24 protein-coding genes are annotated in these 24,974 nt (G+C 69.5%); 21 read left to right on the top strand and 3 right to left on the bottom strand.

Annotated features, from left to right (window positions below; translation table 11 throughout):
• A complete protein-coding gene (locus tag Q0W60_RS03585) occupies window positions 1-1,254 on the bottom strand; it encodes an HlyD family efflux transporter periplasmic adaptor subunit (protein ID WP_297692645.1) in 1,254 nt (417 codons plus the stop codon).
• Between the two features lie 193 nt (window positions 1,255-1,447).
• On the opposite strand from Q0W60_RS03585, the gene Q0W60_RS03580 reads away from it, so the two are divergent.
• Both Q0W60_RS03580 and Q0W60_RS03575 read left to right on the top strand, forming a co-directional pair.
• Entirely contained in the window at window positions 1,448-2,692 is a 1,245-nt protein-coding gene (locus Q0W60_RS03580; RefSeq protein ID WP_297692643.1) for a response regulator, read from the top strand.
• A complete protein-coding gene (locus Q0W60_RS03575) occupies window positions 2,682-3,881 on the top strand; it encodes an ATP-binding protein (RefSeq protein WP_297692641.1) in 1,200 nt (399 codons plus the stop codon). The genes Q0W60_RS03580 and Q0W60_RS03575 overlap by 11 nt, the downstream gene beginning before the upstream one ends.
• Window position 3,882: 1 nt before the next feature.
• Here the strand turns inward: Q0W60_RS03575 and Q0W60_RS03570 are convergent, their stop codons facing one another.
• Window positions 3,883-4,683, bottom strand: coding sequence for a class I SAM-dependent methyltransferase (locus Q0W60_RS03570; protein ID WP_297692638.1), 801 nt, complete (start codon window positions 4,681-4,683; stop codon window positions 3,883-3,885).
• 82 nt (window positions 4,684-4,765) lie between these two features.
• Here Q0W60_RS03570 and sidA point away from each other — a divergent pair, with 82 nt between their 5' ends.
• The 19 genes from sidA (at window position 4,766) to lpxB (ending at window position 24,366) form a co-directional block, all read left to right on the top strand.
• The gene (sidA, locus tag Q0W60_RS17375; RefSeq protein ID WP_366075023.1) at window positions 4,766-4,855 is read left to right on the top strand and encodes a cell division inhibitor SidA; all 90 of its coding nucleotides are present in this window, start codon (window positions 4,766-4,768) and stop codon (window positions 4,853-4,855) included.
• A gap of 29 nt (window positions 4,856-4,884) precedes the next feature.
• Window positions 4,885-8,319, top strand: coding sequence for a DNA polymerase III subunit alpha (dnaE, locus tag Q0W60_RS03565; RefSeq protein ID WP_297692636.1), 3,435 nt, complete (start codon window positions 4,885-4,887; stop codon window positions 8,317-8,319).
• A complete protein-coding gene (locus Q0W60_RS03560; protein ID WP_297692634.1) occupies window positions 8,319-8,564 on the top strand; it encodes a hypothetical protein in 246 nt (81 codons plus the stop codon). Before dnaE ends, Q0W60_RS03560 begins: the two co-directional genes overlap by 1 nt.
• 47 nt (window positions 8,565-8,611) lie before the next feature.
• Complete coding sequence (locus tag Q0W60_RS03555; protein WP_297692632.1) at window positions 8,612-9,292, top strand: GNAT family N-acetyltransferase; 681 nt, start codon at window positions 8,612-8,614, stop codon at window positions 9,290-9,292.
• Between the two features lie 177 nt (window positions 9,293-9,469).
• The gene (gene rpsB / locus Q0W60_RS03550; protein ID WP_297692630.1) at window positions 9,470-10,414 is read left to right on the top strand and encodes a 30S ribosomal protein S2; all 945 of its coding nucleotides are present in this window, start codon (window positions 9,470-9,472) and stop codon (window positions 10,412-10,414) included.
• A gap of 86 nt (window positions 10,415-10,500) precedes the next feature.
• Window positions 10,501-11,439, top strand: a complete 939-nt coding sequence (gene tsf, locus Q0W60_RS03545) for a translation elongation factor Ts (protein ID WP_297692628.1) — start codon at window positions 10,501-10,503, stop codon at window positions 11,437-11,439.
• An 89-nt stretch (window positions 11,440-11,528) separates the two neighbouring features.
• On the top strand, window positions 11,529-12,248 hold the full coding sequence (pyrH, locus tag Q0W60_RS03540; protein ID WP_297692626.1) for a UMP kinase: 720 nt from the start codon (window positions 11,529-11,531) through the stop codon (window positions 12,246-12,248).
• A 34-nt stretch (window positions 12,249-12,282) separates the two neighbouring features.
• A complete protein-coding gene (frr, locus tag Q0W60_RS03535; protein ID WP_297692625.1) occupies window positions 12,283-12,849 on the top strand; it encodes a ribosome recycling factor in 567 nt (188 codons plus the stop codon).
• Between the two features lie 38 nt (window positions 12,850-12,887).
• A complete protein-coding gene (uppS, locus tag Q0W60_RS03530; RefSeq protein WP_297692623.1) occupies window positions 12,888-13,667 on the top strand; it encodes a polyprenyl diphosphate synthase in 780 nt (259 codons plus the stop codon).
• On the top strand, window positions 13,645-14,472 hold the full coding sequence (locus Q0W60_RS03525) for a phosphatidate cytidylyltransferase (RefSeq protein ID WP_297692621.1): 828 nt from the start codon (window positions 13,645-13,647) through the stop codon (window positions 14,470-14,472). The genes uppS and Q0W60_RS03525 overlap by 23 nt, the downstream gene beginning before the upstream one ends.
• Entirely contained in the window at window positions 14,460-15,659 is a 1,200-nt protein-coding gene (dxr, locus tag Q0W60_RS03520; RefSeq protein ID WP_297692619.1) for a 1-deoxy-D-xylulose-5-phosphate reductoisomerase, read from the top strand. Before Q0W60_RS03525 ends, dxr begins: the two co-directional genes overlap by 13 nt.
• A 22-nt stretch (window positions 15,660-15,681) precedes the next feature.
• The gene (locus tag Q0W60_RS03515) at window positions 15,682-16,899 is read left to right on the top strand and encodes a site-2 protease family protein (RefSeq protein ID WP_297692618.1); all 1,218 of its coding nucleotides are present in this window, start codon (window positions 15,682-15,684) and stop codon (window positions 16,897-16,899) included.
• A gap of 30 nt (window positions 16,900-16,929) precedes the next feature.
• Entirely contained in the window at window positions 16,930-19,347 is a 2,418-nt protein-coding gene (bamA, locus tag Q0W60_RS03510) for an outer membrane protein assembly factor BamA (RefSeq protein WP_297692616.1), read from the top strand.
• Between the two features lie 5 nt (window positions 19,348-19,352).
• Window positions 19,353-20,000 carry an OmpH family outer membrane protein gene (locus tag Q0W60_RS03505; protein ID WP_297692615.1) on the top strand — a complete coding sequence of 216 codons (648 nt, stop codon included), beginning with the start codon at window positions 19,353-19,355 and terminating at the stop codon, window positions 19,998-20,000.
• Between the two features lie 28 nt (window positions 20,001-20,028).
• Entirely contained in the window at window positions 20,029-21,048 is a 1,020-nt protein-coding gene (lpxD, locus tag Q0W60_RS03500) for a UDP-3-O-(3-hydroxymyristoyl)glucosamine N-acyltransferase (RefSeq protein WP_297692613.1), read from the top strand.
• The gene (gene fabZ / locus Q0W60_RS03495) at window positions 21,045-21,515 is read left to right on the top strand and encodes a 3-hydroxyacyl-ACP dehydratase FabZ (protein WP_297692611.1); all 471 of its coding nucleotides are present in this window, start codon (window positions 21,045-21,047) and stop codon (window positions 21,513-21,515) included. Before lpxD ends, fabZ begins: the two co-directional genes overlap by 4 nt.
• A 27-nt stretch (window positions 21,516-21,542) precedes the next feature.
• Window positions 21,543-22,331: an acyl-ACP--UDP-N-acetylglucosamine O-acyltransferase gene (lpxA, locus tag Q0W60_RS03490; protein ID WP_297692720.1), complete on the top strand. Its 789-nt coding sequence runs from the start codon at window positions 21,543-21,545 to the stop codon at window positions 22,329-22,331.
• Window positions 22,331-23,170 carry a UDP-2,3-diacylglucosamine diphosphatase LpxI gene (gene lpxI / locus Q0W60_RS03485; RefSeq protein WP_297692609.1) on the top strand — a complete coding sequence of 280 codons (840 nt, stop codon included), beginning with the start codon at window positions 22,331-22,333 and terminating at the stop codon, window positions 23,168-23,170. The genes lpxA and lpxI overlap by 1 nt, the downstream gene beginning before the upstream one ends.
• Complete coding sequence (gene lpxB / locus Q0W60_RS03480; protein ID WP_297692607.1) at window positions 23,167-24,366, top strand: lipid-A-disaccharide synthase; 1,200 nt, start codon at window positions 23,167-23,169, stop codon at window positions 24,364-24,366. Before lpxI ends, lpxB begins: the two co-directional genes overlap by 4 nt.
• Here the strand turns inward: lpxB and Q0W60_RS03475 are convergent.
• A partial coding sequence (locus Q0W60_RS03475; protein WP_297692605.1) for a citrate/2-methylcitrate synthase occupies window positions 24,339-24,974 on the bottom strand: 636 nt, incomplete at its 5' end. The genes lpxB and Q0W60_RS03475 overlap by 28 nt on opposite strands.

Below are 24,974 nucleotides of genomic sequence, written 5' to 3'. Positions count from 1 at the left end.
CTAGCGGATGATGAGGTGCTTGTAGGCTTCGAGGCCGGAGTAGGAGGAGACGACGACCTGGTCGCCCGGGCTGAGACCGCGCAGGACCTCCACCTGGTCGAGGTTGCGACGGCCGGTCGCGATGGCGCGGCGTTCGGCGCGGCCGCCGGAGGTCATCACGAACGCCCAGGCGCCGCCTGAGGCCTCGAGCCAGGGCCCGTTGGGCAGCACCAGGGCCGGGCGCACTCCGCCGAGCGTGAGGCGCAGATCAAGGCTCTGGCCGCGCTTGATGGTGGCCGGCGGCGCATCTTTGAAACCGAGCTCGGCGCGGAAGCGGCCGTCGGTCACCTGCGGCAGGACGCGCAAGACGACGAGGGGCACGGTGCGGCCGTCCAGCTGCGCGCTCGCTGTCTGGCCGGGCGAAATGCGGCCCAGATAGAATTCGTCGACGTCGGCGAGCAGCTTGTAGGCGCCCTCGCCATCGACCTGACCGACCGTGTCGCCGGCCCTGAGCGGTTGACCAGCCTGCAGGGTGAAGTTGGTGAGCCGGCCCGAGGCGGGAGCCCTGAGGACCAGGGCGCCCAAGCTCGATTGGACGACGTCGAGATTGCTGTTCAGCCGCGCCGCGGTTTTGCGGATCTGCGCGGCCTGGGTGCGGCGGATGACGTCTTCCTGGGCAAGCTCGCCCTGCAGCGTCTTGAGCCGGTCGGCTTCGTAGGCGGCCTCGTCGGCGAACGGGCGGACGGCGGCGTCGGCCTCGAGCCCTGCCGCCCGCAGCCGTTCGTGCCTGGAGAGGTCGCGCCTGGCGGTGAGCAGCTTGTAGTTGGCGTCGGCGATCTCCGCCTCGCGTGCGGCGCGGGCCTGCTGCAGGGCGAGTTGTTGAGCGCTGGCGTCGCCGAGACGGCCCGAGATCTCCGCCTCGCGGGAGGTGACGTCCAAGGTGAGCTGCGGATTGACGAGACGGGCGAGGGGGGTTCCTGCGGCGACCTCCTGGCCGTCCTGGGCAAGCACCTGGGCCACCTGGCCGCCCTGGATCGCCACCACGAAGGTGGAGCTGAGCGGGGCTGCTGCGGCGCGCAGCGGCAGATAGTCATCGAAGGGCGCGCGGCGGACCTCGGCGAGTTCGATCTCCCTCCGCTTGACGCTGATCGCTCCTGCGCCCGGCGCCCACCGGAGGGCGGCCGCAAGCACGGCCAGGACCACGACGCCGGCGCTGACGAAGACCAGCAGTCGATGCCGTCGCCAGCCCTTCGGCTTAGCGATCGGCTTGTCCATGTCCTCACCCGGCGGGTCGAGGTAGGAAGTCGGGGAACTGGACGCCATGGACCTTCGAATGCAAGCTCAAGGGCTCAAGGTACCGTAATGGCTGGCAAGCTGAAGACGCTGATCTTATTTGGATTTTCCTCGCGTGAGGCGCGCGGCTGCGCGGTAGCGGACACAGTGTCCGTTTCCGGACAGGGGTGAGGGCGTGTCAAGCGCCAATCCGACGCTGCTGTTCGTCGACGACGACGCCGACGTGCTGACGTCGGCCCGCATCCTGCTCGGCCGCAACGGCTGGCGGATGCTCGAGGCGACCAGCCCCGCGGAAGCCTGGAGCGTGCTCGCCGCCGAGCGGGTGGACGTGATCCTGCTCGACCTCAACTTCACGCGGGGGGCGACGACCGGCGAAGAGGGCTTCCGCTGGCTCGCCGACCTGCGCGCTCATGATGCGGACGCGGTCGTGGTGGTGGTGACCGGCCACAGCGGGGTCAAGATCGCGGTCGCCGCGATGAAGGCGGGCGCCAGCGACTTCGTGATGAAGCCGTGGAGCAATGCCCGACTGCTTGACACCTTGGCTGACGCCCTGGCCCTACGGCGGCGGCGAGGAGGAACGGCGCCTGAAGCGACCGAACCGCCCCCCGTGCTGTTGGGCGACAGCGCCGCGATCGAGGCGGTGCGTGATCGAATCGCCCGCGTCGCGCCCACCGGGGCCTCGGTCCTGCTCCACGGAGAGGCTGGGACGGGAAAGAGCCTGGCCGCCCGCGCACTGCACGCCCGCTCCCGGCGCGCGGCGGGCGCCTTGGTGCGTCTCGACCTGCGCGGCGCGACGACGGATGGCGCGGGCGTGTCGGGCGCGCTGCGCGCTGCGGCCGGCGGCACGCTCTTCCTCGATGAGCTCGCGGGGCTCGCGCCTGCGGCCCAGGCCGAACTTGTCGCCCAGCTGGATCGGACCGAAGCGCGGTTGATCTCGGCCACCCGCAGCGTCGAAGCCGCCCGGGCCGCCGTGCGCGACGACCTGATGGCCAGGCTCTCGGTCATCGAGATTCGCCTTCCGAACCTGCGCGAGCGCGACGCCGACGCGGTGCTGCTCGCCGAGCACTTCATCCGCTTGTTCGCCCGCCGCCATGCGCGGCCGCCGAAGCCTCTGGACGAGAGTGCGATCAACCGCCTCATCCACGAACCGCCGCCCGGCGAGGTTCGGGGCCTCCGCCAGGCGGCCGAACGGGCCGTGGTGCTGACCGAGGCGGACGTGCTCACCGCAAGCGATTTCGCGCCGCCCGAGGCGCCGCCGGGGGCGATCGCCGCCCGAGCCGACCTCAACCTTGCGCGGCATGAGAAGACGGCGGTGGAGGCGGCGCTGAGGCGCCACGCCCACAACGTGAGCCAGGCCGCCAAGGAGCTCGGCCTCACCCGCGCGGCGCTCTATCGTCGTATGGCGAAGCATGGTCTCTAGCACCCTTGTTCCGCGGATCGCGGCTCAGGCGCTGGTGTTCGCGGGCGGAGCCGCGGCCATGGTGGCGGCGCGAGCGGGCCTGCCTGCGACGGCCCTGCTGACCGCGGTCACGGCCCTGTTCGCCGCCGTCTGGTTGATCAACCGCGCGCTCGCCGACGCCGCGGCGCCGCCGCAGGCGATCGAGCCCGACCATTTCCGCCTGGGCCAGGAGCGCGAGTTGCGCACGCTCCAGCTGTTCCTCGACCAGGCGCCGACACCCCTGGTGATGCTGGCGGCCGGCGGCGCCGTGACAGCCGCCAACCGCGCCGCGCGGCGGCTCTTCCGCACCGATGGTCCAGTGGACGCCGCTCCCGACCTCGCCGAGGCCATCGCCGAGACGAACCCAGACGGCCGGCGCACCATCCGGCTGAACGCGGGGGGATTGCCCCGAACCTACGCGCTCTCGGTGGCCGACGTGGTGAGTGCGGGCGCCGCCCTGCGGCTCGCCGCCCTCACGGACATCCAGGGGGAGATCCAGGCGGCCGAGGCTGCGGCGCTGAAGGAGCTGCTGCAGGTCCTCTCCCACGAGATCATGAACTCCCTGACGCCGCTCGCCTCCCTGGCCCAGAGCGCGGGCGAGCTGGTGGCGGAGGGCGGGGCGGAGAACGCCCGCCTGGCGCGTGACAGCCTGGGCGTGATCGTCCGGCGCACCGAGGGGCTGCAGCGGTTCGTCTCCGCCTATCGCAGGCTGGCTCGCCTGCCGGATCCGGCCCCTCGGCAGGTCAGCCTGAGCGAGGTGCTGGAGGAGGCGGCGCGGTTGTTCCGCACCCGCTGGACGGCCATCCCGCTGGAGCTCGAGACGCCCGCTCCGGACGTGATGATCCGCCTCGACCCGGATCTCACCGCCCAGGCGCTGATCAACCTTCTCGCCAACGCGGCCGAAGCGGCGGGCTGCGGGTCCGGGCGCCCCCACGTCCGTCTGGCGGGCGCCGCCGCGGGCGACGGCGTCACCATCACCGTCGAGGACAGCGGGCCGGGCGTCGCCCCGGACGCGCGCGGCGAGCTGTTCCGTCCGTTCTTCACCACCAAGCCCGACGGCAGCGGCATCGGCCTGAGCCTCGCTCGCCAGGCGGTGGTCAGCCAGGGCGGCCAGCTCGTCCTGGCCCCCAGCGACCCAGGCGGCGGGGCGAGGTTCGTGATCGAGCTCTAGCCTAGGTCGCCTTCGGCTCCCGTCGCGGTCGGCCCCAAAGGAGCCGGGTGCGCGTGCGGAAGGCGACGCGGCCGTCCTTGGCGTAAGACGCGAGCGCGGCGCGCAGGTCGACGTCGAACGCCGCGGAGAGCTCGGGCCCCAGCTTGGCGCGGGTCCAGGTGGCGCGGGAGTGCTCGCCGTCGATCAGGTCCTCGACCGGCATCCGGACCTCGCCCCAGACATCTTCCCGGCCCTCGATGTCGATCCAGGCTTCGTGGCCGCGCGCGGCGGCGACAAACGCCGGGCCGTTCCAGACACCGCCCAGCCGTTCGACCCAGTTCTTGATCACCGCCCGGTAGGCCTCGATCCACGGCGCCTCGACCGGGCCGTCGCCGTCCAGCACGACGATCCGGGCGCCAGGCGCGAGCGCATCCGCCAGTGTGGGGAAGAGGAGCGTGTGCTCCATCCAGTGGATGCTGGCGCCGGCCGTGACGAGGTCGAAAGGCCCGATCAGCTCCGCGTCTTCGGCGAGCGCCTGCACCCAGCGGATGTTGCCGTGCTGGCCCCGGTCGGCGGCGCGGGCCGCTGCGATCATGGCCGCCGAGGGATCGACGGCGATCACCTCGGCGAAGTGGTCCGCCACAGGGATAGTCAGCTTGCCGGGTCCGCAGCCCAGGTCCAATGCGCGCGCCCGGCCCGTCGCGAGGGCAAGCAGCCGCGCGAATAGGCCGGACGGGTAGGGCGTGCGGTGGGCGTAGGCCTTCACCACGTCCTCGTCGGCGAACTCGATCCCGGGACGGGCGGCGGGCGGCTTGCTGATCATGGACGACAGCCTACCCGCTTGACTTCGAGAACAAAAGGCGAATAAGAACGTACCCGGAACATCCACAGCTGGAACGTCGCACATGGTTCGTCTCGCGCGAGAATCGCTGGCCTTTATGTCGGTCGCCAGCTTTGTCTGGATGGTGTGCGCCGTGGCCGTCCATATGGGCTGAGCGCCATGCGGATGGGGGAGCGGGCCGCCTTGAGCGAGACGAATGAAGCCTTCGTCCACCTGCGCGTCCGCTCGGCCTACTCGCTGCTGGAAGGCGCCATCAAGGCCGACAAGGTGGGGGACCTCGCCGGCGCAGCGCAGATGCCGGCGGTGGCGCTCACCGACCGGGCCAATCTCTTTGGAGCGCTGGAGTTCTCCGTCGCGGCCAAAGGCGCGGGCGTGCAGCCGATCGTGGGCTGCCTGTTGCCGGTGAGCGGCCTCGGCGAGCGGCCGCCGGAGCGCTGGGCGCGGTCGCCGGCGGTGGTGCTCCTGGCGCAGAACGAGGCCGGCTACCGCAACCTCGCCGAGCTCTCTTCGGCGGCCTATCTGGAGATCGACGCGGCGGAGGAGCCGCACGTCGCCTGGGCGAAGGTCGTCGCCCGCGCCGAGGGCCTGATCCTGCTCTCCGGCGGGCCGGACGGGCCGGTCGACCACCTGTTCGCCGCCGGCAAGGCCAAGGAGGCGCGGGCGGCGCTCGCCGAGATGCACCGGGCGTTCGGCGACCGCTTCTATGTGGAGCTGCAGCGTCATGGGGAGGCGCGCGAGGCGGCCGCCGAGCCGGAACTCGTCCGCTTCGCCTATGAGGCCGACGTGCCGCTCGTCGCCACCAACGACGTCTACTTCAAGTCCGCCGCGATGCACCCGGCGCACGACGCCCTCTTGTGCATCGCCGACGGCGCTTTCATCGGCCAAGACGAGCGCCGACGGGTGACGGCGGAGCACTGGTTCAAGCCGGCCGCCGCGATGCGCGCCCTGTTCGAAGACCTTCCCGAGGCCTGCGACAACACCCTCGACATCGCCCGCCGCTGCGCCTTCATGGTCGAGAAGCGCGATCCGATCCTGCCGCGCTTCTCCACCGCGGCCGGACGCAGCGAGGCCGAGGAGTTGGCGCACCAGGCGCGCGAGGGCCTCGCCGCACGCCTGGCGACGCATCCGCTGGCCGCCGAGCGCGAGGTCTACGACCAGCGGCTGGAGCGGGAGATCGGTGTGATCAGCCAGATGGGCTTCCCCGGCTACTTCCTGATCGTCTCGGACTTCATCAAGTGGGCCAAGGCGCGAGGCATACCCGTCGGACCCGGCCGCGGCTCCGGGGCGAGCTCGCTGGTCGCCTGGTCGCTGATGATCACCGACCTCGATCCGATCCGCTACAGCCTGATCTTCGAGCGGTTCCTCAATCCCGAGCGGATCTCGATGCCGGATTTCGACATCGATTTCTGCCAGGAGCGGCGGGAGGAGGTGATCGCCTACGTCCAGGAGAAATACGGCCGCGACCGGGTCGCTCAGATCATCACCTTCGGCACCTTGCAGGCGCGCGCGGTGCTGCGCGACGTAGGTCGGGTGCTGCAGCTGCCGCTGGGCCAGGTGGACCGGCTGGCCAAGATGGTGCCGGCCAATCCGGCCAATCCGGTGACGCTCGCAAGGGCGATCGAGATCGAGCCCCGGCTGCAGCAGGCCCGCGACGAGGACGAGGCCGTCGCCCGGCTTCTGGACATCGCCCTGCAACTCGAGGGACTCTACCGCAACGCCTCGACCCACGCCGCCGGCGTGGTGATCGCCGACCGCCCGCTCACCGAGCTCGTGCCGCTCTACCGCGATCCGCGCTCCGATCTGCCGGCCACCCAGTTCAACATGAAGTGGGTCGAGTCCGCGGGGCTGGTGAAGTTCGACTTCCTGGGCCTGAAGACGCTCACCGTGCTCGACCGCGCCATGCGCCACCTGGAGCGGCGCGGAGCCGGGTTCGCCTGGGAGGCCATCGCGCTGGACGACAGTCCCACTTACGAGCTGATGGCCTCGGGGCAGACGTTGGGGGTGTTCCAGCTGGAAAGCCAGGGCATGCGGGACATCCTGCGCCAGCTGCGCCCGGCCTCGCTGGAGGAGGTCACCGCGCTCATCTCGCTCTATCGGCCTGGCCCGATGGAGAGCATCCCCGAGTACGTCGACTGCAAGATGGGCCGCCGCCCGGTCGACGTTGTGCATCCGCTGCTCGAGCCGGTGCTGAAGGACACCTACGGGGTCATCGTCTACCAGGAGCAGGTGATGCAGATCGCCCAGATCCTGGCCGGCTATAGCCTGGGCGAGGCGGACCTCTTGCGCCGCGCGATGGGCAAGAAGAAGAAGGAGGAGATGGACCTGCAGCGGGCGCGGTTCCTCTCCGGCGCGCTGGAGCGCGGCCTGTCCGAAGGCACCGCCAACCTGCTGTTCGACCGGATGGAGAAATTCGCCGGTTATGGCTTTAACAAGGGCCACGCCGCGCCCTATGCGCTGATCGCCTATCAGACGGGCTGGCTGAAGGCGAACGCGCCGGTCGAGTTCTTCGCGGCCTCGATGAGCCTCGACCTCGCAAACACCGACAAGCTCTCGGTGTTCTACCAGGACGCCAAGCGGTTCGGCGTGAAGATCCGCGCCCCCGACGTGAACCGCTCGGGCGCCGACTTCGAGGTGGCGGACGGCGAGGTGCTCTACGCCCTGGGCGGGATCCGCAACGTCGGGCTGCAGGCGATGCAGCACGTGGCCGAGGTCCGTCGCGAGGGCGGGCCGTTCCGGGACATCTTCGACTTCGTCGAGCGCATCGACCCCAAGCAGGTCAACAAGCGCACCTTCGAAACCCTGGCGCGCGCGGGGGCCTTCGATTCCATACATCCCGACCGGGCCCAGCTCGCCGCTGCGGCCGAGGCCCTGATCGGCTACGCCCAGAGCGTGGCGGCGGATCGGGCTTCGGCCCAGGTGAGCCTGTTCGGCGGCGACCAGGCCGACGCCGCCCGGCCCCGCCTGCCCAAGACCGAGCCCTGGACGCCGGTGCAGCGGCTGGACGAGGAGCTGGCGGCCGTGGGCTTCTACCTCTCGGGTCATCCGCTGGAGGACATGGTCGAGGCGCTGCGCCGGCGGCGCACCGAGCTTTACGCCGATGCGGTGGCCAAGGCCGAAGCCGGCGCGGAGGCGCTGCGGATGGCGGGCGTCGTGCGCCGCAAGCAGGAGCGCGCGAGCCAGCGGACCGGCGAGAAGTTCGCCTTCGTGACGCTCTCCGATCCCACCGGCGAGTACGAGGTGCTGTTCCCGCCGGAATCGCTGCGCCGCTGCCGCGAGCTCCTGGAGCCGGGCAAGGCGGTGGCGATCACCGTCAGGGCCTCGGCCAAGGACGGCGAGGTGCGTTTCTTCGGCGACAGCGCCGAGCCGGTCGAGAAGGCCGTGGAGAACGTGGTGGCGGGCCTGCGGGTGCACGTGGCGCCGCGCAGCGCCGAGATCGAGGCTCTGAAGCGGCGCCTGGAAAGCGTCTCCAGCCGGCGAGGCGGCGAGATCGTGCTGGTGGCGGGCATCGGCGGCGGTCGTGAGGTCGAGGTGAAGCTCCCTGGCCGCTTCAGCCTGGACCCGGCGGTGCGCGGTGCGCTGAAAACGGCGCCCGGCGTGGTGTTCGTAGAGGATCTCTGATGATCGGACGCGCAGCCTTGAGCCTCCTCATCGGCCTCTGTGCGGCCGGCGCCGCACAGGCCCGCACCCATCGGCTCCCGGGCTTTCATGCGGCTCGCGCGCCCAAGGCGCACGTCTCGACCTCCCATCGCCGCGCCGGGACGGCGGAGATCAAGGCGCTCGGTCCGTCGAGCTTCCATCCGGTGAAGCGTTACAAAGGCTTCAGCTACCTCGAGCACGAGAAGCATCCCGAGAAGGACGACTGAGCCGAAAGCTGCGAGCGCTTCGGTCCGCGCGCCCCTAGATTGGGTCCATGAGGGCTCATCCGCTCGACCGGCCGATCTGGACCTCGCTCGTTACGCGCCAGAAGGCGCTCGCCTTCGGCGACGAGCGCGCCCGCCGCATCGATCCCGCCTACGGCGTTTTCGCCGTCGCCAGGGACGCATCGGATGAGAGCCGGGCCGCGCTCACCGACCTCGTCCGCGTCCACGGCGCTTCGGCGCTCGTCGAAGCCGAGCCGCCCGATGTGCCGCCGGGGCTGGAGGTGATGTCGCGGGATGTCCTCTGGCAGATGACCGCCGAGGAGGTGAAGCTGGTCGGGCCTGACTTCGCCTGGGTCGAGCTCACCGACGACGACGCGCCGGAGATGCTGGCGCTGGCTGGCCTGACCCGCCCGGGCCCGTTCTCCAGCCGCACCCACCAGCTCGGCGACTTCGTGGGGATCAAGCGGGATGGCGCGCTGATCGCCATGGCGGGCGAGCGGATGAAGCCGGACGGGTTCACCGAGGTCTCCGGGGTCTGCGTGCATCCCGATCATCGCGGCCACGGCTACGCCGCGGGCCTGATGAGCGTGGTGGCCGAGCGGATCGTCGCGCGGGGCGAGACGCCGTTCCTGCACGTCTACGACCATAACGTCCCGGCGATCGCCATCTACGAGGCGCTCGGCTACCGGCTGAGGCGGCTGATGGCCATGGTCACGGTGCGGGCCCGTTAGCCGCAAGCCGCGGGCGGCGGCCTTGCTTTTTCGCAGCTTAGCCCCTATCTGCCCGCCTCATTCCACACGCAGGCGTTGGCGGCGACGGGGAGACATCCCGCCGTTCTCCAGTCCGGTCCTCCCTCGGGAGGGGCAGCCTGCGGCGGCAGAACCGGAAGAAGGACTTTGTGAAAGCCAATGGCGCTTCCTGAATTCTCCATGCGTCAGCTCCTGGAAGCCGGCGCCCACTTCGGCCACCAGACCCATCGCTGGAATCCGAAGATGGAGCGGTACATCTTCGGCATCCGCTCCAACATCCACATCATCGATCTCAGCCAGTCGATCCCGCTGCTGCACCAGGCCCTGGTGAAGGCGCGCGAGGTCGCAGCCGCGGGCGGGCGGATCCTGTTCGTCGGCACCAAGCGCCAGGCCTCGGAGCCGATCGCCACGACCGCCAAGCGCTGCGCCCAGTACTATGTGAACCACCGCTGGCTGGGCGGCACGCTCACCAACTGGCGCACGGTCTCCAACTCGATCGCGCGGCTGCGGGAGCTCGAGGGCCTGCTGGAAGGCGAGGGCCAGGGCCGCTCGAAGAAGGAGCTGCTGCAGCTCACCCGTGAGCGGGACAAGCTGGAGCTCAGCCTGGGCGGCATCAAGGACATGGGCGGCATCCCCGACCTGATGTTCGTGATCGACACCAACAAGGAGGCGATCGCGATCCAGGAGGCGCGCAAGCTGAACATCCCGGTGATCGCCATCCTCGACACCAACTCGGGCCCCGACGGGATCACCTTCCCGATCCCCGGCAACGATGACGCGGCGCGCGCCATCCAGCTCTATTGCGACTTGATGGCCGACGCGATCCTCGACGGCCTGGCCGCCGGCCAGGCGGCGGCGGGGGTCGATCTCGGTGCGGCCGAGGCTCCGGTCGAGCCGGCGCTGTCGCGCAAGGCGGCCAAGGCGGCGGCTAAGCCGGCTGAACCGGCCGAGCCGGCGGAGCCAGAAGCTGCCACGCCCGAGCTCGAAGGTGCGGCGGCCGAGCTGGAGGCTGCGGCCGCGGCGCCGGAGGCCGAGCCGGAGACCACCGCGGCGGCGGAAGACGCCGCCGCGACCGAGACCCCGAGCGAAGAGCAAGCGGGCTGAGGGGTTCCCCCTCGCGTCCGCGCCCCTGTCGCGGCGGATCCTGCAAGGGACCCCGCACGTCTGAGATGAATCGAAGGAGCCGACCAATGGCGGAAGTGACCGCTGCGCTGGTCAAGGACCTGCGGGAGAAGTCCGGCGCAGGCATGATGGATTGCAAGAAGGCGCTGCAGGAGACGGGCGCCGACCTGGATGCGGCCATGGACTGGTTGCGCACCAAGGGGCTGTCGAAGGCCGCCAAGAAGTCCGACCGCGCCGCGGCCGAAGGCCTCGTGGCGGGCCTGGTCAGCGGCGACGGCAAGACCGGCGTGCTCGTCGAGCTCAACGCCGAAACCGACTTCGTGGCCAAGAACGACAAGTTCCAGCAGGCCGCCCGCGACATCGCGCGCGTGGCGTTGAACGTCGAGGGCGGGGTGGACGCGATCTCCCAGGCGACGCTGCCGAACGGCGAGACCGTGGCCGACCACGTGATGAACCTGATCGCCACGATCGGCGAGAACATGCGCGTGCGCCGCTCGGCGAAGCTCAGCGTCGGGCAGGGCGCGGTATCGCTCTACTTGCACAACAAGCAGGGCGACGATGTCGCGCAGCTCGCGGTGCTGGTGGCCCTCGAGAGCACCGGCGATCAAGCCCAGCTGCGGGACGTCGGCCGGCGCATCGCCATGCACGTGGCCGGCACGCCGACCCCGCCGCTGGCGCTCACGTCGGATCAGCTCGATCCCGCCGTGGTCGCCAAGGAACGCGAGATCCAGACCCAGATGGCGATGGAATCGGGCAAGCCCCGGGAGATCGCCGAGAAGATGGTCGAAGGCCGGATCCGCAAGTGGCAGGAGGAGGTCGTGCTCTTGAAGCAGCCCTTCGTCATGGACCCGGACAAGACGATCGAGCAGCTGATCGGCGAGACCTCCAAGCAGATCGGCGCGCCGGTCGCCGTAAAGGCGTTCGTGCGGTTCAAGCTCGGTGAAGGCGTCGAGAAGAAGGCCGACGACTTCGCCGCCGAGGTCGCTCAGATGTCCGGCCGCGGCTGACGGCGGCCACGGTCGCCATCGCAGGGGCGCGGCCCGCAAATGCAGGCCGCGCCCTTGGCTTATGCGCGGTTTGCGATAGGGATTGGGCCATGCCCGACGCGCAGCCCCGCTACAAACGCATCCTCCTGAAGCTCTCGGGGGAGGCGGGCGTTGGCGGCGACCAGTTCGGAATCGACGCCAAGACCCTCGACATCGTCACCGACGAGATCTGCCAGGTGGTGCGCGCGGGCGTGCAGGTCTGCCTGGTGGTTGGCGGCGGCAACATCTTCCGCGGCGCGGCGCTCGCCGAGACCGGTATGGAACGGGCCAGCGCCGACTACATGGGCATGCTGGCGACGGTGATGAACGCCCTGGCTCTGCAGGCCTCGCTTGAAAAGAAGGGCGTCTACACCCGCGTGCAGTCCGCCATCCCGATGGAGGCGGTCTGCGAGCCCTACATCCGACGCCGGGCGCTGCGGCACCTGGAGAAGGGCAGGGTGGTGATCTTCGCCGCCGGGCTGGGCGCGCCCTATTTCACGACGGATTCCGCGGCGGCGCTTCGCGCGGCCGAGATGGGCTGCGACGCGCTCTTCAAGGGCACCAGCGTCGACGGCGTCTACACGGCCGACCCCAAGCAGGACCGCAAGGCCGAACGCTTCGAGACGCTGACCTACCAGGACGTGTTGGCCAAGGATCTGCGGGTGATGGACGCCTCGGCGGTCAGCCTGATGCGCGACAACCATATCCCGATCGTGGTCTTCTCGATTCGCGAACGGGGCAATCTCCTGAAGGTGCTGACCGGCGAGGGAGTGTTCACCACCATCGCCTGATCGGCCGCCTCCAGCCGTACGAAGGAGCAAGACCATGGCCGCCACCGAAAAGCCGGTGCTCTCCAGGTATAGGGATCGCATGGACAAGGCGGTCCAGGCGCTGAAGGACGAGTTCGCGAGCCTGCGCACCGGCCGGGCCTCGGCGAGCCTGCTGGATCCGGTGCACGTGGAGGCCTACGGCTCCGCAATGCCGCTCAACCAGGTGGGCGCCGTGAGCGTCCCGGAGGCGCGCATGCTGATGGTGAGCGTCTGGGACAAGGGCCTGGTTGTCTCGGTCGAGAAGGCGATCCGCAACGCGGGCCTGGGGCTCAATCCGGTCGTCGACGGCCAGAACCTGCGCATCCCCATCCCTGCGCTCACCGAGGAGCGCCGCAAGGAGATCGTCAAGGTCGCCCACAAATACGCCGAGCAGCAGCGGGTGGCGGTGCGCAACGTGCGGCGTGACGCCAACGACGACCTGAGGAAGGCGGAGAAGGACGGAGCCGTCAATCAGGACGAGCACAAGCGCATGGAAGGCGAGGTGCAGAAGATCACCGACGAGGCGATCAAGCGCATCGACGAAGCCTTGAAAACCAAGGAACAAGAGATCATGCACGTCTAGGCGTGCGCGCTCGCGCCTGAAGGACTCCCGGAACGTCGATGGCCGCCCCGAACGACACCCCGACCGCGGGCGAGCGCGGTCAGGATGGCCAAGCCCATCCGCCGTTGCACGTCGCGATCGTGATGGACGGCAATGGCCGCTGGGCGAAGCGACGCGGCCTGCCCCGCACGCTCGGCCATCGGGCGGGCGTCGAGGCGCTCAAGCGGATCGTCGAGGCGGCGCCGAAGCTCAACATCAAATGGCTGACGGTGTTCGGCTTCTCCACCGAGAACTGGAGCCGGCCGGCGGCCGAAGTCGCCGAACTCATGGCGCTGCCGAAGCGCTACTTCGAGACCGATCTGGCGCGGTTGGAGCGCGAGGGCGTGCGCGTCGGGGTGATCGGCAGTCGGCAGGGCCTGAGCCGCGACCTGGTGAAGATCTGCGACGAGGCCGAACGGCGCACGGTCGGCAACGACGCCTTCTTCCTGACGGTGGCGTTCAACTACGGCGGCAAGGCCGACATCGTGGACGCCGCGCGCCGCTTCGCCGAAGACGTGGCGGCCGGCCAGGCTGAACCCGGCGACATCACCGAAGCGCGGTTCGCGAGCCTGCTCTCCACCGGGGGCGCGCCGGATCCTGACGTCATCATCCGTCCGTCGGGCGAGCAGCGGCTGTCCAACTTCATGCTCTGGCAGGCGGCCTACGCCGAGTTCGTCTTCCAGGACGTGCTCTGGCCGGACTATTCCGCCCATCACCTCGAGGCGGCGCTCGCCGAGTTCTACACCCGGAACCGTCGCTACGGCGCCGTCGTGGCCGATGACGCCCTTGCCACAGGCTAGGCGCTTCGACTGGTCGAACCTGCGCCTGCGGGTCGCCTCGGCCGTGGTCCTCGTCCCCTCGGCCCTGTTCGCCGCCTGGCACGGCGGCTGGATCTTCCTGCTGGTGATCTCGATCGGACTGGCGCTGCTGGCCATCGAGTGGGGCGGGATGAGCGCGCCGCGCGCCCCGGTGAGGGTCGCCGCCGCCCTGACCGCAGCCGTGCTGGCGGCGGTGTTCCTGGCGCATCTCGGGCTGATCAAGACGGCCTGGCTCGCCGTGCCCATAGGCGCCGTCGCAGCGGCGGTCATCGCCCGCGGCGTGGCCGAACGGGCGGTCGACGCGGCCTATGGCGTGCTCTATATCGCTCCGGCCGCGGTGTGCCTGGTCTGGCTACGCTCGACCAACCAGGGTGAATGGTGGACGCTGATGCTGTTCGCCTGCACCTGGGCGGCCGACATCGGAGCCTTCGCCATTGGAAGCCTGCTCAAGGGGCCCAAGCTCTGGCCCAGGTTCTCGCCCAACAAGACCTGGTCGGGTTTCGTGGGCGGGCTTGCGGCGGCGACGTTGGTGGGCACCCTGATGGCGGCGAAGTCGACCTTCCGCCTGGACCTGCGCGCCGCGGCGCTGGTGGGCCTGGCCGTCGGCCTTGCGACCATGGCCGGCGACCTGTGGGAGTCGGCCCTCAAGCGGCGCTTCGGGGTCAAGGACTCAGGCGACCTGATCCCCGGCCATGGCGGCTTGCTGGACCGCGTCGATGGGTTGATGTTCGCCGTCGTGGTGATGGCTGCCGCCCGCCTCGCCAACCACCTGGGATGGGGCCATTGAACCTGCCGCGTAAGATCAGCGTCCTGGGATCGACGGGTTCGGTGGGCGTTTCCACGCTCGACCTCCTGGCGCGATCCGGCGTGGAGGTGGAAGTCGCAGCGCTCGCCGCCGGGCGCAATGCGGCGCTGCTGGCCGAGCAGGCCCGGCGCTGGCGCCCCGAGGTCGCGGTCATCGAGGACGAACGGGCGCTGCCGGAGCTCCGCACGCGGCTGACCGGATCGGGCGTCGCCACGGCCGCCGGCGCCGCCGCGGTGCTGGAGGCGGCCTCGGCGGACGCCCAGTGGGTGATGTCGGCGATCGTCGGTTTCGCGGGCCTCGCCCCGACCCTCGCCGCGGCCCGCTCCGGCGCAGTCGTGGCGCTAGCCAACAAGGAGAGCCTGGTGTGCGCGGGGCCGGAGCTGCTGCGCACGGCGAAGCTCGCGGGCGGCGCGGTGATCCCCGTCGACTCCGAGCACTCGGCGATCTTCCAGGTGCTGGAGCCCCAGAACGCCGCCCAGGTGTCACGGCTGATCCTCACCTCGTCGGGCGGGCCATTCCGCGGCGCCAGTCGGGAGCAGATGGCGGCCGCCACGCCGGCCCAGGCGCTGGCGCATCCCAACTTCAGCATGGGCGCCAAGATTTCGATCGATTCCGCCACCATGATGAACAAGGGGCTGGAGGTGATCGAGGCGTCCTACCTGTTCGCTATGCCGCCGGAGCGGATCGAGGTCCTGGTGCATCCGCAGCAGATCATTCACAGCCTGGTGGAGTACGCCGACGGCTCGACGCTGGCGCAGCTCGGGGCGCCGGACATGCGCGCGCCGATCGCCTGCGCCTTCGCCTGGCCCGACCGGCTGCCGTGGCCCGCGCCGAAACTCGACCTGGTGGCGTCGGGCCCGCTCACCTTCGAGGCTCCGGACCCGCAACGCTTCCCGGCCCTCGCGATCGCCAAGTCGGCGCTGGCGGCCGGCGGACGGGCGCCGGGCGCCCTCAACGCCGCCAACGAGAGCGCCGTGGCGGCCTTCCTTGACCGTCGAATAGGCTTTCTCGATATTCCGCGCGTGGTGGGGCAGACCTTGGAGCAGCTGGAGCGTCAGACCTGGCTGCCCTCGATCGGCGATGACGTCCTCGAGGCGGCGCGCGCGACCGATGCGACCGCGCGCCGCGTGGCGGACGATGTGGTGAACGGCCTTATGGCTCAGGCCTGATCCCGGAAGGAGACGCCCCGGCATGCTCGGCTTCCTGCAAGCAGCTCCGCTCTACGCGCTCGCGTTTCTCCTGGTCGTGGGTCTGCTGGTCACGATCCACGAGCTCGGCCACTTCCTGGTCGCCAAATGGCTGGGCACCGCCATCGACCGCTTCTCGATCGGCTTCGGTCGGGCGCTGCTGAGCTGGCGCGACCGTTCGGGGGTGGAATGGCGCGTCGGATGGCTGCCGTTGGGCGGGTACGTACGGTTCGCCGGCGACGAGAACGCCTCGTCCATACCCGACGAAGCGGAGCTGGCGGAGTTGCGCCGCACCATCGCGGACAGCGAAGGGCCACAGGCGCTCCGCCGCTACTTCCATTTCAAGCCGATCTGGCAGCGGTCGCTGATCGTGATCGCGGGGCCGGCGGCGAACTTCCTGCTCGCCATCGCGCTGTTTGCGGGGCTGCTGATGGTTTTCGGCCGTGAGCTCATCCCGGCGCGCGTCGGCCTGATCCAGCCGAACAGCGCCGCCGCGGCCGCGGGCTTCCAGAAGGGCGACCTGATCCTGGCGGCCGATGGCCGGGCGATCGAGGACTTCGACGCCGTGAAGCAGGTGGTCGCCTTCCGGGCCGGGGTGCCGATCGACTTCCTCGTCCAGCGGGGCCAGCGCCAACTCCACCTCATCGCCACGCCCAAGTCCGAGCTCGTCAACGATCCCGTCGCCGGCGCGCAGCATGAAGGCATGCTGGGCATCGGCACGGCCGCCTCGCTGAGCGAGATCCGGCACGTTCACTATGGCCCTGTGCCGGCGGTGGCGGAGGCCACGACGCGCACCTGGCGGATGGTCACCACGACGGTCTATTACCTCGGCCGCATGCTGACCGGACAGGTCTCCGCGGACGGCCTGCGCGGGCCGCTCGGGCTGGCCAGCGCCACCGGCAAGGTCGCCGCGCTCGGCGCGGAGGGCGCGCCGACCGTCGGCGCCATGCTGGTCGGCGTCAGCGTGAACCTGATCCAGATCGCCGCGACGATCTCCGTCAGCCTCGGGTTCATGAACCTGCTGCCGCTGCCTGTGCTCGACGGGGGACACCTGCTCTTCTATGCGTACGAAGCGGTGGCGCGACGCCCTCTTGCTGCCAAGGTTCAGGCCGCAGGGTATCGGATGGGTCTTGCTCTGGTGCTTGGATTGATGTTGTTCGCGACGTGGAACGATCTGCAGCGCCAGCACGTGCTCACTTTCCTGGGCGGCTTTTCCTCCTAAGGTCGCCCTTTCCCAGTAACGGCTGATTCGATGCACAGAACCCGCGCCCGCAGCGCCGCGCTCGCCACCGGCCTTGCCCTACTTCTAGGGTCGACGGCGCTCGTCGCGCCGGACCCCGCGACGGCGCAGGTGCAACAGGGCGGCGTCGTCAAGCGGATCATCGTCAAGGGCAACGAGCGGATCGAACCTTCGACGGTGATCTCCTACCTACCGATCCAGGTGGGCGACACGGTGGACTCGGCCAAGGCGGACCTCGCCCTCAAGGCGCTGTTCCGCACCGACCTCTTCTCCGACGTGAAGATCGACTACCAGGACGGCGATCTGATCGTGACCATCGTCGAGAACCCGATCATCAACAGGGTGCTGTTCGAGGGAAACTCGAGCCTCAAGGAAGACAAGCTCAAGGACGAGGTCAGCGTTCGCCCGCGCGGCATCTTCACCCGCGCCAAGGTGCAATCCGACGTGGCCCGAATCCTGGAACTCTATCGCCGATCGGGGCGCATCTCGGCGACCGTGACGCCGCAGATCGTCGAGCTGCCACAGAAGCGCGTGGACCTGATTTTCAAGATCGACGAGGGCCCGAAGAGCGGCATCCTGCGGGTCAACTTCCTGGGCAACAAAGCCTTCTCGGACAATGACCTGCGCGGCGTCGTCGTGACCGAGCAGTCGCACTGGTACAAGTTCTTCTCCTCCAACGCCAACTACGACCCGGACCGGCTGGAGTACGACAAGGAGCAGCTTCGCAAGTTCTACCGCAACCGCGGCTATTACGATTTCCGGGTGATCTCCGCCGTGGCCGAGCTGGCGCCCGACAAGAACGGCTTCGTCGTGACCTACACCGTCGACGAGGGCCCGGAGTACAAGTTCGGCAAGATCACGGTGGAGACCGAGCTGCAGAAGCTCAATCCGAGCATCCTGCAGGCGCTGGTGCCGATCCACACGGGCGAGATCTACCAAGACAAGAAGCTCGAGGACTCGACGGATGCGCTGACGTTCGCGGCCGGCGCCGCGGGCTTCGCTTTCGTGGACGTGCGGCCGCGCTTCACCCGCCATCCCGAGACCAAGACGGTCGACGTGATCTTCGACGTCAAGGAGGGCCCGCGCGTCTACATCGACCGGATCGACATCGTCGGCAACACCCAGACCCTGGACTACGTGATCCGCCGGGAGATGAACGTCGTCGAAGGCGACGCCTACAACCGCGCGCTGGTCGACCGCTCCAAGCAGCAGATCAAGGCGCTAGGCTTCTTCAAGGACGTCGACATCACCGAGACGCCCGGCTCGGCGCCCGACCGCACCGACCTGCAGGTGAAGGTCACCGAGCAGCCCACCGGCGAGCTGTCGTTCAGCGCCGGCTACTCCTCCGTCGATCAACTGGTGCTCGATGTGGGATTCGCGCAGCACAACTTCCGCGGCCGCGGCCAGGATCTGCGCGCGCGGGCGTCCTGGGGCTCCATCAGCAAGCAGGTGGACCTGTCGTTCACCGAACCGCGCTTCGGCGGCCGCGACCTCGGGCTGGGCACCGACATCTTCTACTACGACTACGACCTCAGTCAGTTCTCGGCCTACCGCAGCAAAAGCATCGGGGCCAACGTGCGCGTGAGCTTCCCGATGAGCCTCAACTCGCGCGGATCGGCTGTCTACACCTTGCGCAACGACGACGTCTCGCTCGACTCGTCGCTCTGCGACCCGAGCCAGGCGCTGGTGTCGTTTTCGATCTGCGCCGAGCGCGGCTCCTTCATCACCTCGCTGGCCGGCTACGGGTGGCGCCTCGATCGCCGCAACGACGCCATCAATCCTTCCCGCGGATTCTTCGTCAGCATCAACCAGGACTTCGCCGGCCTGGGCGGTGACGTGAAGTACGTCCGCACCGAAGGGGAGACCGGCTGGTACCACGGCTTCAACAAGGACTTCATCCTCAGTGTCACCGGCCAGGCGGGCTTCGTGGGCGGCTGGGGCGGCGACCACGTGCGGATCAATGACCGCTTCTACAAGGGCGGCAACGACTTCCGCGGCTTCCAGACGGCCGGCATCGGTCCAAGAGACCTCACGTTCGGGCGCAGCGACTCGTTGGGCGGCAAGGCCTACGCGATCGGTTCGATCGAGCTCACCATCCCGACCTACCTGCCCGAGCAGTACGGCATCAAGGCCGCCCTGTTCACCGATTTCGGGACGCTCGGCCTGCTCGATCCGATCGACAAGCTGACGCCGGTGCCCGTCAACCCCAGCGACCTGACCCAGGGCTTCCAGAAGGACGCCAACGGCAATTTCATCCTCGCGCCCAATCCGGACATCAAGGACGATCTGTCGCTGCGCGCCTCGGCGGGGATCAGCATATTCTGGAAGTCGCCCATGGGTCCGCTTCGCTTCGACCTGAGCGGGATCCTCGCCAAGCAGCCCTACGACAAGACCGAAACCTTCCGGTTTTCCACTGCAACCAGGTTCTAAGACACATGACTTCGAAACACGTCCTCACGGCCGCATGCGCCGCCTTCGGCGCCCTGGCAGTCGCTTCCAGCGCCTCCGCCCAGACTGCGGCCGCCGCGCCGGCCAACGCCGGCCCGGCGATCAACGGCGTCTGCGTGATCAACATCGAGGCTGCGATCGGCACCTCGACGGTCGGCAAGTACGTCGACAGCCGCATGCAGCAGCTGGTCGCGCAGGTGAAGGCCGAGCTCGCCCCCGAGCAGTCCACGATCGAGACCGAAGGCAAGGCGCTCGAGTCGCAGCGCGCGAGCCTCGACGCCAAGACTTTCCAGCAGCGCGGTTCGGCGCTGCAGGGCCGCTACAACGCCCTGCAGGAAAAAGCCCAGCTGCGTGACCGCGAGATCCAGGCCACCGAGCAGAAGGCCATCGCCCGCATCGGGCAGGAGATGGATCCCGTCGTCCACCAGGCCTATGCGCAGAGAGGCTGCGGCCTGCTGCTCCAGCGAAACGCCGTGGTGCTGGCCAACCCGGCCATGGACATCACGCCCCAGGTGGTCGCCGGCTTGAACGCCAAGATCACCCAGTTCGCCTTCGATCGTGAGCGCCTGGACCAGACCGCCAGCGCGGCGCCGCCCGTCACGACCGTGCCGAGGCCAGCCACCACCCGTCGCTAGACGCAAACTCGGATCGAGGCGAGGCGCCATGCCCGATCCGCGCTTCTTCGAAGACCTCGGTCCGATCGGATTGGGCGACCTTGCGGCCCTCGCCGGCGCCGAGCTCACCGAGCCTGGCGCGGCGCGGCGAATGATCCGCGGCGTCGCGATCCTCGGCCGCGCCGGACGGGACACTGCGACCTTCCTCGCCGATCGCAAGCACGCGGCGAACCTGCCGGCGTCAGCCGCCGCGGCCTGCTTCGTCCGGGCGAAGGACGCCGAGGCGCTTCCGGAGGGCTGGGTCGCCCTCGTCACCCGCGAGCCGCAAGGCGCCTATGCGGAGGCGGCCGGCCGGTTGCACCGGGTGCGCGCCATCCCGCCGGGCCCGGCGATCGCGGACAGCGCCGAGCTGGAGGAGGGGGTGATGCTCGCTCCTGGCGCCGTCATCGGCCCCGGCGCGCGGGTCGGGCGGGGCACGCAGGTCGGACCGAATGCGGTAATCGGGCCGGGCGTCGCCATCGGCCGCGACTGCCTCATCTCCGGAAACGTGACCCTGAGCTGCGCGTTGGTGGGCGACCGGGTGAAGATCCTCGCCGGGGCGGCGATCGGCGAGGCCGGGTTCGGCGCCACCGTCGGCCCCCAGGGACTGATGGACATCCCCCAGCTTGGACGCGTGATCATCCAGGACAATGTCACCGTCGGCGCCAACAGCTGCATCGATCGGGGGGCGTTCGAGGACACGGTGATTGGCGAGAACACCAAGATCGACAACCTGGTCCAGATTGGCCACAACTGCCGCATCGGCCGTAACGTGGTGATGGCCGCGCATACCGGCATTTCCGGCAGTGTGGATGTGGGCGACGGCGTCCAGATGGGCGGCCGGGTCGGGATCGCCGACCATGTGACGATCGGCGCGGGAGCCCGGCTCGCGGCCGCCTCCGGGGTGATGGGCGACGTGCCGGCCGGCGAGACCTGGGGCGGGTTCCCGGCGCGGCCGATCCGTCGCTGGCTCCGGGAGGCGGCCTGGGTGGGGCGCATGGCCGCGCGCAAGGGGGGAGCGCAGGAATGAGCCGCAAGGCGCCGACGGCGGAGGGCGAATCCGAGATCGACATCACGGAAGTCCTCGCGCGCATTCCGCACCGCTACCCTTTCCTGCTGGTCGATCGCTGCGAGGAATACCGGCCGAACCAGTCGATCGTCGGCATCAAGTGCGTGACCGTGAACGAGCCCTTCTTCCAAGGGCATTTTCCTGGTTATCCGGTGATGCCGGGGGTGTTGATCGTGGAAGCGCTGGCCCAGACCGGCGCGGTCTTGATGTCGAAGTCGCTCGACGTGGACGTCGGCGGCAAGGCGATCTTCTTCATGTCCGTCGACAATGGCCGTTTTCGCGCGCCGGTGCGGCCCGGCGACGTATTGCGGCTGCGCGTCGAGGTGCTGCGCGCGCGCGGCGACGTGTTCAAGTTCCGAGGCAAGGCGGTGGTCGGTGACAAGGTGGCGGCCGAGTGCGAGTTCGCCGCCATGGTGGTGGAGACGTAAGTCGTGGGCAGACATGAAAACGTGAGCATCGAGGTCCATCCCACGGCCCTCGTGGAAAAGGGCGCGGAGCTGGCCGAAGGGGTCAGCGTCGGTCCCTATTGCGTCATCGGCGAGCACGTGAAGATCGGGCCCCGGACCAAGCTCCTGTCGCACGTGGTGGTCGAGGGCCGCACGACGATCGGCCAGGACAACACGATCCGGCCCTTCGCCAACCTCGGCGGTCCGCCGCAAGCGCCCTACAACGGCGAGCCGACGGAGTTGGTGATCGGCGACCGCAACATGATCCGCGAGCACGTCACCATGCACGTCGCGACAGCGGGCGGGCGCGGCGTCACCACCGTCGGCAGCGATTGCCAGTTCATGGCGACGGCCCACGTGGCGCATGACTGCGTGGTGGCCGACCATGTGATCCTGACCCATTCCGCGACGCTTGGTGGGCACGTCGTGCTGGATGAGTTCGTGATCGTCGGCGGCCTGGCGGCCATCCACCAATACTCGCGTGTCGGCAAGCACGCCTTCATCGGCGGACTTGCCGCGGTGACCAAGGACGTCATTCCGTACGGCTCGGTATGGGGCAACCACGCCCACCTGGAGGGCCTGAACCTCGTGGGGCTGAAGCGCCGCGGATTCAGCCGCGAGATGATCGCCGAGTTGCGCTCGGCCTACCGATTGCTGTTCGCGGAGGAGGGGACGTTCCAGGAGCGCATCGATGATACCGAACAGACCTTCGGTCACTCGGCCCCGGTGATGGAAATCATCGAGTTCATCCGCGCCGACGCCAGCCGCCCGCTCTGCCTGCCCGAACGCGAGGTGTGATGACCAAGCTGGGGCTGATCGCCGGCGGCGGCGGTCTGCCGCTGGAGGTCGCCGAGCATTGCCGGCGGACGGGAAGGCCGCTGTTCGTGGTGCGGCTGAAGGGTTTCGCCGACTCCGGGCTTACCGCCTATCCTGGCGCGGACGTCGGGCTCGCCGAACTCGGCCGCTGCATCAAGGCGCTAAAGGCGGCGCAATGCGAAGCGGTGTGCCTGGCGGGCCTCGTCGCGCGGCCGGACTTCGCGGCCCTCAAGCCCGATCTTCGCGGACTTGCGGCCTTGCCTGGCGCGGTCGCGGCCGCCCGAAAGGGTGACGACGCACTGCTACGCTTCCTGCTCGGCGAATTCGAAAAGGAAGGCTTCACGGTCGAGGGCGTCCATCAGGTGACGGCCGACCTTGCGCTCGGCGCGGGCGCGCTCGGTCGGGTGCGTCCGGACGCCGAGGCCTGCGCCGACGCCTCCCGCGCGCTGGAGGTCGCCCGCGCGCTCGGCCGGCTCGACATCGGCCAGGCGGCGGTGGTCTGCCGCGGCCTTGTGCTCGCGGTCGAGGCGCAGGAGGGGACGGCCGCCCTGTTGCAGCGCGTCGCGAGCCTGCCGGAGGCGATCCGCGGGAGCTCGCGCAACCGCGCCGGCGTGCTCGCCAAGGCGCCCAAGCCCATCCAGGAAACGCGGGTGGACATGCCCACCATAGGTCCGGACACCTTGCACGCCGCCGCCGCCGCCGGGCTGGCCGGCGTGGCGGGGGAAGCGGGCCGCCTTCTGATCGTCGAGCGCGAGACGGTTGTCGCGCTGGCCGACGAGCTTGGCCTGTTCGTGGTGGGCCTGGAGCCCGCGGCGGCGTGAAAGACGGGCCGCTGACCGTGATGCTGGTCGCCGCGGAGGCCTCGGGCGACGACCGCGGGGCGGGCCTCGCGCGCGCGCTGAAGCGCAGGCTGGGCGATGATGTTCGCTTCGTGGGCGTCGGGGGCGAGCGGATGCGGGCGGAAGGCGTCGAGAGTCCGTTCGACATCGCCGAGCTCTCCATCCTCGGGTTGTGGGAGGGTCTGCTGGCCTATCCGCGGGTCGTGCAGCGGGCGAACGAAGCCGCCGCCATGGCCGCGCACGAGGCGCCGGATGTGGTCGTGCTGATTGATTCCTGGGGCTTCACGCTGCGGGTCGCCCAGCGGATCCGGCGGCACGATCCCAAGCTGCCGCTCGTCAAGTACGTCGGTCCGCAGGTCTGGGCGACGCGCCCGGGACGGGCCCGGACGCTCGCGGCGGCGGTCGACCACCTGCTCTCCATTCACGCCTTCGATGCACCTTACTTCGAAGCCCAAGGTCTGCCGGTGACCTTCGTCGGCAACGCGGCGCTGAGCGTCGATTTCTCCAAGACCGATCCGGGCCGGCTCCGCGCCCAGATCGGCGCGAATCCCGATGAGCCGATCCTTTTGGTGCTTCCAGGCAGCCGGCCGGGAGAGATCGAGCGCATCATGCCCGCCTTCGAAGCGGCCGTGAACATCCTCAAGGCCGACCGGCCCGGGCTGCACGTGGTCGTCCCGGCTGCGCCGACCGTGCTGGAGCTGGTGAGGGCGCGCATGGCCGGATGGCCGCACCGGGCGCATCTCCTCGAGGGCGAAGCCGCCAAGCTGGACGCCATGAAGGCCGCCACCGTCGCGCTCGCCTGTTCGGGCACGGTGACGACGGAGTTGGCGCTCGCGGGTGCGCCCATGGTGGTGGGCTACCGCCTGGGCGCGATCACCGCGGTGATCGCCCGGCGGCTGATCCGCACTCGCTACATCACACTCTTCAACATCGCCGCCCATGACTTCATTGCGCCCGAGTTAGTGCAGGAGGACTGCACCGGGCCGAAACTTGCGGCGGAAGTCGCCCGGCGACTGGACGACCCTGACCTGCGCGCGCGTCAGGTCGCGGCGCAGTATGCGGCGCTCGACAAGATGGGCCGCGGTGGCCCGGATCCCTCTGAAACCGCTGCCGAGGCGGTGCTGAAGCTGCTGGAGACGCGGCGCGGGGATCAGCCGCGCTTGTCGATAGCCACGTAGCTGCGCTGGGTCGCGCCGGTGTAGAGCTGGCGGGGCCGGCTGATCTTCTGCGCCGGATCCTCGATCATCTCCTTCCACTGGGCGATCCAGCCCACGGTCCGTGCGACCGCGAACAGCACGGTGAACATCTCGGGCGGGAAGCCGAGGGCCCGCAGGGTGATGCCGGAATAGAAGTCGACGTTCGGATAGAGCTTGCGCTCGATGAAGTACTCGTCGCTAAGCGCGATCTTCTCGAGCTCCATGGCGACCTTGAGCAGGGGGTCGTCGCTGTCGCCTACCTCGGCCAGGACCTCGTGGCAGGTCTTCTGCATGACCTTGGCGCGCGGATCGTAGTTCTTGTAGACGCGGTGGCCGAAGCCCATCAGCCGGTAGCGGCGGTCCTTCACGCCCTGAACGTACTCCGGGATGCGGTCGACCGTGCCGATCTCCTTGAGCATGTTGAGGGCTTCCTCGTTCGCCCCGCCGTGCGCCGGGCCCCAGAGGCAGGCGATGCCGGCCGAGATGCAGGCGAACGGATTTGCGCCCGAGGAGCCGGCGGTGCGCACCGTCGAGGTGGACGCATTCTGCTCGTGGTCGGCGTGCAGGATGAAGATGCGGTCCATGGCCTT

The organism is Phenylobacterium sp., assembly GCF_025934275.1.
GTDB lineage: Bacteria > Pseudomonadota > Alphaproteobacteria > Caulobacterales > Caulobacteraceae > Phenylobacterium.
Note: the sequence above shows the minus strand (reverse complement) of the source record. Positions and strands in the feature narration are given on the sequence as shown.

Bases quoted from the DNA above. Each gene is read 5' to 3' on its own strand.
- Q0W60_RS03585 (WP_297692645.1), bottom strand. From the start codon at position 1,254: ATGGACAAGCCGATCGCTAAGCCGAAGGGCTGGCGACGGCATCGACTG.
- Q0W60_RS03575 (WP_297692641.1), top strand. From the start codon at position 2,682: ATGGTCTCTAGCACCCTTGTTCCGCGGATCGCGGCTCAGGCGCTGGTG.
- Q0W60_RS03570 (WP_297692638.1), bottom strand. From the start codon at position 4,683: ATGATCAGCAAGCCGCCCGCCGCCCGTCCCGGGATCGAGTTCGCCGAC.
- sidA (WP_366075023.1), top strand. From the start codon at position 4,766: ATGGTTCGTCTCGCGCGAGAATCGCTGGCCTTTATGTCGGTCGCCAGC.
- Q0W60_RS03560 (WP_297692634.1), top strand. From the start codon at position 8,319: ATGATCGGACGCGCAGCCTTGAGCCTCCTCATCGGCCTCTGTGCGGCC.
- Q0W60_RS03555 (WP_297692632.1), top strand. From the start codon at position 8,612: ATGAGGGCTCATCCGCTCGACCGGCCGATCTGGACCTCGCTCGTTACG.
- rpsB (WP_297692630.1), top strand. From the start codon at position 9,470: ATGGCGCTTCCTGAATTCTCCATGCGTCAGCTCCTGGAAGCCGGCGCC.
- tsf (WP_297692628.1), top strand. From the start codon at position 10,501: ATGGCGGAAGTGACCGCTGCGCTGGTCAAGGACCTGCGGGAGAAGTCC.
- pyrH (WP_297692626.1), top strand. From the start codon at position 11,529: ATGCCCGACGCGCAGCCCCGCTACAAACGCATCCTCCTGAAGCTCTCG.
- frr (WP_297692625.1), top strand. From the start codon at position 12,283: ATGGCCGCCACCGAAAAGCCGGTGCTCTCCAGGTATAGGGATCGCATG.
- uppS (WP_297692623.1), top strand. From the start codon at position 12,888: ATGGCCGCCCCGAACGACACCCCGACCGCGGGCGAGCGCGGTCAGGAT.
- Q0W60_RS03525 (WP_297692621.1), top strand. From the start codon at position 13,645: ATGACGCCCTTGCCACAGGCTAGGCGCTTCGACTGGTCGAACCTGCGC.
- dxr (WP_297692619.1), top strand. From the start codon at position 14,460: ATGGGGCCATTGAACCTGCCGCGTAAGATCAGCGTCCTGGGATCGACG.
- Q0W60_RS03515 (WP_297692618.1), top strand. From the start codon at position 15,682: ATGCTCGGCTTCCTGCAAGCAGCTCCGCTCTACGCGCTCGCGTTTCTC.
- bamA (WP_297692616.1), top strand. From the start codon at position 16,930: ATGCACAGAACCCGCGCCCGCAGCGCCGCGCTCGCCACCGGCCTTGCC.
- Q0W60_RS03505 (WP_297692615.1), top strand. From the start codon at position 19,353: ATGACTTCGAAACACGTCCTCACGGCCGCATGCGCCGCCTTCGGCGCC.
- lpxD (WP_297692613.1), top strand. From the start codon at position 20,029: ATGCCCGATCCGCGCTTCTTCGAAGACCTCGGTCCGATCGGATTGGGC.
- fabZ (WP_297692611.1), top strand. From the start codon at position 21,045: ATGAGCCGCAAGGCGCCGACGGCGGAGGGCGAATCCGAGATCGACATC.
- lpxI (WP_297692609.1), top strand. From the start codon at position 22,331: ATGACCAAGCTGGGGCTGATCGCCGGCGGCGGCGGTCTGCCGCTGGAG.